The organism is Streptomyces sp. NPDC051664 (assembly GCF_044453545.1).
GTDB lineage: Bacteria > Actinomycetota > Actinomycetes > Streptomycetales > Streptomycetaceae > Streptomyces.
The window spans coordinates 1-5441 of sequence record NZ_JBITCU010000083.1 but is presented as its reverse complement, the minus strand read 5'-3'; the positions used below and the strand labels follow the sequence as shown (position 1 = coordinate 5441).

Here is a 5441-nt window from a genome sequence, read left to right as displayed (position 1 = left end):
AGCACGGCCCCGGCATCTACACAGCCGCTACGCAAGAGCCGATCAACTCCCTTGCGTGACCTGCGGGAACGCTAACTACCCGGCCTTGAGGGAAGGCCCCGTCGTGGACGTGGTGCCGGCGTTCACGGTTGGTGGCCGGCTGCTTCCCTTGGCTCGGCGGCGGGCCGGTCCTGGCCCAGCAGGTGCTGTGGGCGGTGACCTCCTTGCGGACCGCCTCGGCCAGGTTGTGCCAGATATGCCATCGGTCGCTGACCTGCACCGCATGCGGCAGGGCGCGGCGGATCGCCTCCGCGTAGGCGGCCGAGCCGTCCCGGCACACGACCTCGATGCCGGGACGCTCCCGCAGCCAGGCTTCCAGGGCCTGGGTGGTGCGGCCGGGGAGGACATCGATGCGCTCGCAGGTCTCGGCGTCGATCAGGACGGTCGCGTAGTCGTGGCGACGGCGCAGCGCGAAGTCATCCACCCCCAGCACTCGCGGCACCGGCCGGGCGCGCAGCGGCAGCCGCAACAGCGCGCGCAGGGCGGTATGCCGGGAGACAACCATCGCCAGGACGGACATCAATCGCACTGGCGCGGCCGGCTAACTCCCGCACCACTGCCCCGACCTGCGACGAAAGTCGCGGCGTGCGGCGTTGATAGCGCTCCAGAACCCCCGGCAACTGTCCCCTGAAAGTCTGGCGACAACCGCGGGTAGGACACACCACTACGGCGGACCCGCACGACGACAACTACGCGCCGCTCGTCAGCAGGCACATCCACCACGGTCCGTTCGTGGTAGCCGTGGACGCGCGCCGTCTCCACACCGCAGAGAGTGCAAGCTCTCGGAACCTCCGGTGTCCGTGCCCGCACCCGGATCAGCTCGCCCTCGTCCGCCACGTCCTCGATGACCAGCGGCGACAGTCCCGAAAACACCGCACTCACAAGCTCGTTGACATCACACACGTACTGCCAACGACGCCAGTCGCTCTGCGTCACCACCGGATGTGAGACAGAGCCAATCGATTGACAGACCCACCCCCGGTTTCACCTGCACTTCACCCCGACCGGGTCGTCCTGGCTGAACCTCATTGAGCGATGGTTCGCCGAACTGACCAACAAGCAGATACGGCGAGGCGTTCACAGATCCGTCCAGGCCTTGGAGAAGGACATTCGCAACTGGATCGCCGCCTGGAACACCGACCCGAAGCCCTACGTCTGGACGAAGTCCGCTGACGAAATCCTCGAACGCCTCGCCAGCTATCTCAACAGAATTCCCGACTCAGAACACTAGCGGACGCACGAGTCGAGGTCCGTCAGACTGCGCCTGACATGAGTCCCCAGTCTTCCGGACAGGGCGCCGAGTCCGTGGTGGGGAGTTCGACCACCAGCCGAGCGCCAGTACCGCCCGGCAGCGGTGCCCGCGCGGTGAGGTCCCCGCCGTGGGCGACGCAGACATCGCGGGCGATGGCCAGACCTAGGCCGGTTCCCCCACTGTTAGCCGTGCGGGCGTCGTCCAGCCTGACGAAGCGGTCAAAGACGATCTCGCGGTCCTCTTCCGGGATGCCCAGGCCGTCGTCGCGGACCTCGATGACCACCTTGCCCGGCGAGATCGTCACCTCAACGTCGACCTTTTGGGTAGTGTGGCGCAGCGCGTTATCGATCAGGTTCGTCAACATTCGGGTCAGCGAACTGCGGTTGCCGAGGACCACGTCCGACACGTCCAGCTCCGGCAGGGACCCGATCAGCACCACCGGCCGCTTTGCGTAGAGCTCCCGTCGGACCTTCTGGAGGAAGCCGCTGATCGGGATCGGCTCCCCATTCAACGGCTGCCGCATGTCCAACCGGGCCAGAAAGAGCAGGTCCTGGACAATCTCCTCCAGCCGGGTGGCGTCGGAAAGCGACTCGTCAACGACGAGTGGCCAGTCGGCCTTCTCCGGGAACATCATGGCGATTTCCATCCGCGCGCGCAGCGTGGTGAGCGGACCGCGCAGCTCGTGGGAGGCGTCGGAGGTGAAGGTTTTCAATCGGTTCACCGCCCGGTGAAGCTGGTCCAGGGTGACGTTCATGGTCTCGGCCAGCACAGCGATTTCGTCACCCGACGGAGAAACCGGAACACGATGCTCCAGATTGGTGGCGGTGATCTCGGCGAACTCCGTACGGATGGCCTCCACGGGACGCAGTGCCCGGCCCATCGCGTACCAGGTCAGGGCAGTGATGGACAGCAGGAGTAGTAGTGAGGTCGGGAGCAGGGCCCATGCCGTGGTGCGCAGCGCGATGCGTGTGGGCGTGAGATGGGAACTGATCGTGAGCTCGAAGAGGCCCTTGTCCGTCGACACCGTGATGTCAGTCGGGGGAGAGGGGGCCACCGCTCTGAGCAGTAGGTGCGGAGAGGCATCGGGGCTCGCCCCGACAGGGCCATCGTCCTCGGTCGGATTGGAGGCGTCAGCGCCCGCCGCCAAGTCCGAGACAGGCACGGGGGCGTCCGAATCGCGCGCCAATCCTTTGCCCGTTTCCGAGGGGACAGCCACCAAATCGCCTGTCGGGATGTAGTTCACGCTGATGTCGGGCGCGTCGTGCCTGACCTTCATGATCGAGGCTCCCTGGCGCAACTCCTTCTCCGCTAGCCGTATCTGTCCGGCCGCCGACCGCTGGGCTGCGCCGGGCAGGTTGGCTTGCACGAGGAAGAGGAGGACGCCGGCCATGGCGGACACCACCAGTACCGTCAGGGCGGTCACCGTCAGTGTGGCGCGAACACGCACCGAGCGCGGTAGCAGTCGTCTACGCCGGCTCAACGTCTCAGGCCCCGTCCGAGCGGAGCCGGTAGCTGCCACCGGGGACGGTCTCGATACTCCTCCGGCCGAAAGGTTTGTCGATCTTCCGTCGTAGCGCACTGATGTAGACCTCCACGAGGTTCAGACTCCGTAGATCCGCTCCGTCCCAGACGGCATCGAGGATGGCTCTTTTGCGGACAGCAGTGTCGGGTCGACCTGCCAGAGCTGCCAGAACCTCAAACTCGCGTCCGGTCAAAGATACGTCAGTGCCGCCGCGGCGGCAGCGCTTGGCCGCGGTGTCGATCTCCAGATCGCCGAGGTGCTGAACGACTTGGTGGTTGGGGCGCGTTCGGCGGATCAACGCGCGCAGTCTCGCACTCAACACCACGAACGAAAAGGGTTTGATCAGGTAGTCGTCCGCGCCCGTCTCTAGCCCCTCAGCCTGATCGAAGTCCCCATCCTTTGCCGTCAGCATGAGGATCGGAGTGCGATCACCGGTGGTTCGCAGATGCGCACAGACCTTGTATCCGTTCATTCGCGGCATCATCACGTCGAGAATGATCACGTCGTACGTCCCTTCGGCGGCCCGACTGATACCGTCCAGGCCGTCGTGGACGGCGTCTACCGCATACCCTTCGGCGCGCAAACCCTGCTGCAGCAATGCCGCCAGGCGGATGTCGTCGTCTATCACAAGCACTCTCATACGGCACCCTGTTCTGTGCGTCGGCGGCAGAACAACCAGGACCCGCCTCATTCCCCGTTCAGATGGCAGGCGCCAGTAAAGCACCAGGGGAGCGGCGGTCGCTGAGCGGCCTGGGGACGGACGTGACGCCGCCCCTTCCTCGACGGGGGCTTGAGCAAGGGGCGGCGCGGCCTTGTCCGCAGGGCGGGTGGTAGCGGTGGCCAGGGCTGCGACTCCTGTGCCGCCCCGCCGAGGGGCGGGTAAATCAGCGGCATGGGGCGTGCGAGGTGCGCACGGACTCATCCTCGGGGAAATCCACCTTCAGCCGGTGAGAGGTCTGCTCCGGGCTCCAGGCCGACATCCACTTCCGGTCTTGACGGTGGGGCTTGTTACGGCCTTTCCAAGGTTCTGTCTCGGGCCCCTGCACCAGGGTTCCGTCCGGACGGCGGACGTGGCCCGACAGCCGTTCCTGCATTTCCTGCACATACTCGTGCAGCCGTTGATGCGCGACGAGGTTCGCCTGCTTCGGACGAAGCGCCAGCAGGTCCGCTTTCCACTGCGCGACCGACGCACGGAGTCCAGCCTGCCCGCGCGGGTCGCCGCATTTCGACGAAGCTCGCGGGAGATCGTCGACGGAGCACGGCCCAACCGGCGCCCTGTCTCGTGCCTGTTTCTGAACCCCGCAGCAGCAGGTCAGAGGCTACGAGTCCGGAATGGGAGCTTTCCGCAAGCGTTCGGGGAGCGGTCACTGTGACCGCTCCCCGAACGGAAGCTCTGAGACTGATGTGACGGAAGAGCGAGGGGCAACGACGCTGACCACCAACGCCACCGGGAGCCCGCCGAGGATCGTCAGAACCTTGATCATCCTCAAGACCTCCATGGAGGTCTTGGCCCAGGGCCCTACCTGATTTCAGGGTACCGAGCGCTCGCGTCCGAGGGTTCAGAAACAGGCACTCACGGACTCCGGCTCCCTGCGCCCTGAGCAGGGCTATCTCTTCACGCTCGTGAAACGACAGATAGCGACCCGCAAGCGGGGCAAGATCAACTGACGGCATGCCCCCACGCTGCCGGAACCATCGGGTGCCGGCAGCCGGAGACACACCGACCACACCGGCGACCTCCTCGCTGAGGAGGCCTTTGGCGATCTCACGCCAGAACTCGCGCTCGATCTCTCGCCGCAACGACGGCGCCCACCCCGGCGACTTCACCGGAGACCCACCCGTCAACTCCTTCATCCACCCCGCCGGCCTGCCCATCACACCCCCGTAGTCGAGGCGTTGCGACGACCGGTTGAATCCGCCCAATATACGAGTCGGATATTCGCAGAAGCCTGCAGGTCAGCAGGGGTACGGCAGAGTGTGAGCGCGGCGAAGATGTCGGCCAGGACCTGAGTTTCCTGGCGCCGCACGACGCGGCAAACGGGCAGTCATTCTACCTACCATTTAGCCTCGGGCTTTCGTACGCCCAGCAGAATCTGGAGGTTGGCCATGTAGGTGGTTGATCGTGGTTCGTAAGCTCGTCGTCGCCTGCCGGTGTGAGTCCGGTCCGGGTAGCTGCCAGGAGGCCCGGTAGCAGGCTGGCGGCGTCGGGGGGAAACGCCCGGCGTCGAAGTCCAGCGTCGAAAGCCCTGTGAAGGGGGAGCGAAGAAGCGGTCCGTAGCATCACGCGAAGTCTGCGGCGTCGTTAGAGGCCCGCCCGTGAGGGTGGGGACAGGGAGAGCCGAGCCCCCGAAATCAGGGTGAAGGCCATGGAAGCGGTGAAGATCCTGGAAGGGCAGCCGCGAAGGACTCCCCGGCGTATGGGACATGGAACGTTTCGACGGTGACGGCGGGAACTGGGGAGGCCCTCCCTGGCCCGGCAGCCTGCGGCAAGAGTGCTGTCGGAAGCATCGCGACCTATAACCGGGTGAACCCCGGGGTTGCGTCCAAGGAAGTGGTGTACGGGTTCGACCTGATCCGGGGGTTTGCTCCGGCATCGGTGTGGTGCCCGCATAGACGAACGGCCACCGG

At 65.7% G+C, this 5441-nt stretch carries 3 protein-coding genes and 4 pseudogenes; 2 read left to right on the top strand and 5 right to left on the bottom strand.

What is annotated here, in order from left to right:
* Nucleotides 1-103: 103 nt before the first annotated feature.
* A pseudogene (locus ACIA8E_RS41440) lies at nt 104-912 on the bottom strand (ISL3 family transposase); the annotation flags it as partial.
* A gap of 100 nt (nt 913-1012) precedes the next feature.
* On the opposite strand from ACIA8E_RS41440, the pseudogene ACIA8E_RS41435 reads away from it, so the two are divergent.
* Nucleotides 1013-1270, top strand: a pseudogene (locus ACIA8E_RS41435) (IS630 family transposase); the annotation flags it as partial.
* A 22-nt stretch (nt 1271-1292) separates the two neighbouring features.
* Here the strand turns inward: ACIA8E_RS41435 and ACIA8E_RS41430 are convergent.
* From ACIA8E_RS41430 to ACIA8E_RS41415, 4 genes and pseudogenes are all read right to left on the bottom strand, one after another.
* On the bottom strand, nt 1293-2714 hold the full coding sequence (locus ACIA8E_RS41430; RefSeq protein ID WP_399307226.1) for a sensor histidine kinase: 1422 nt from the start codon (nt 2712-2714) through the stop codon (nt 1293-1295).
* A gap of 61 nt (nt 2715-2775) precedes the next feature.
* Nucleotides 2776-3453 carry a response regulator transcription factor gene (locus ACIA8E_RS41425; protein ID WP_399307224.1) on the bottom strand — a complete coding sequence of 226 codons (678 nt, stop codon included), beginning with the start codon at nt 3451-3453 and terminating at the stop codon, nt 2776-2778.
* A gap of 259 nt (nt 3454-3712) precedes the next feature.
* Nucleotides 3713-4095 (bottom strand): annotated as a pseudogene (locus ACIA8E_RS41420) (helix-turn-helix domain-containing protein); the annotation flags it as partial.
* Between the two features lie 293 nt (nt 4096-4388).
* Nucleotides 4389-4613, bottom strand: a pseudogene (locus tag ACIA8E_RS41415) (helix-turn-helix domain-containing protein); the annotation flags it as partial.
* On the opposite strand from ACIA8E_RS41415, the gene ACIA8E_RS41410 reads away from it, so the two are divergent.
* The gene (locus tag ACIA8E_RS41410; protein WP_399307227.1) at nt 4570-4701 is read left to right on the top strand and encodes a hypothetical protein; all 132 of its coding nucleotides are present in this window, start codon (nt 4570-4572) and stop codon (nt 4699-4701) included. The pseudogene ACIA8E_RS41415 and the gene ACIA8E_RS41410 overlap by 44 nt on opposite strands.
* The last annotated feature ends 740 nt before the right edge of the window (nt 4702-5441 follow it).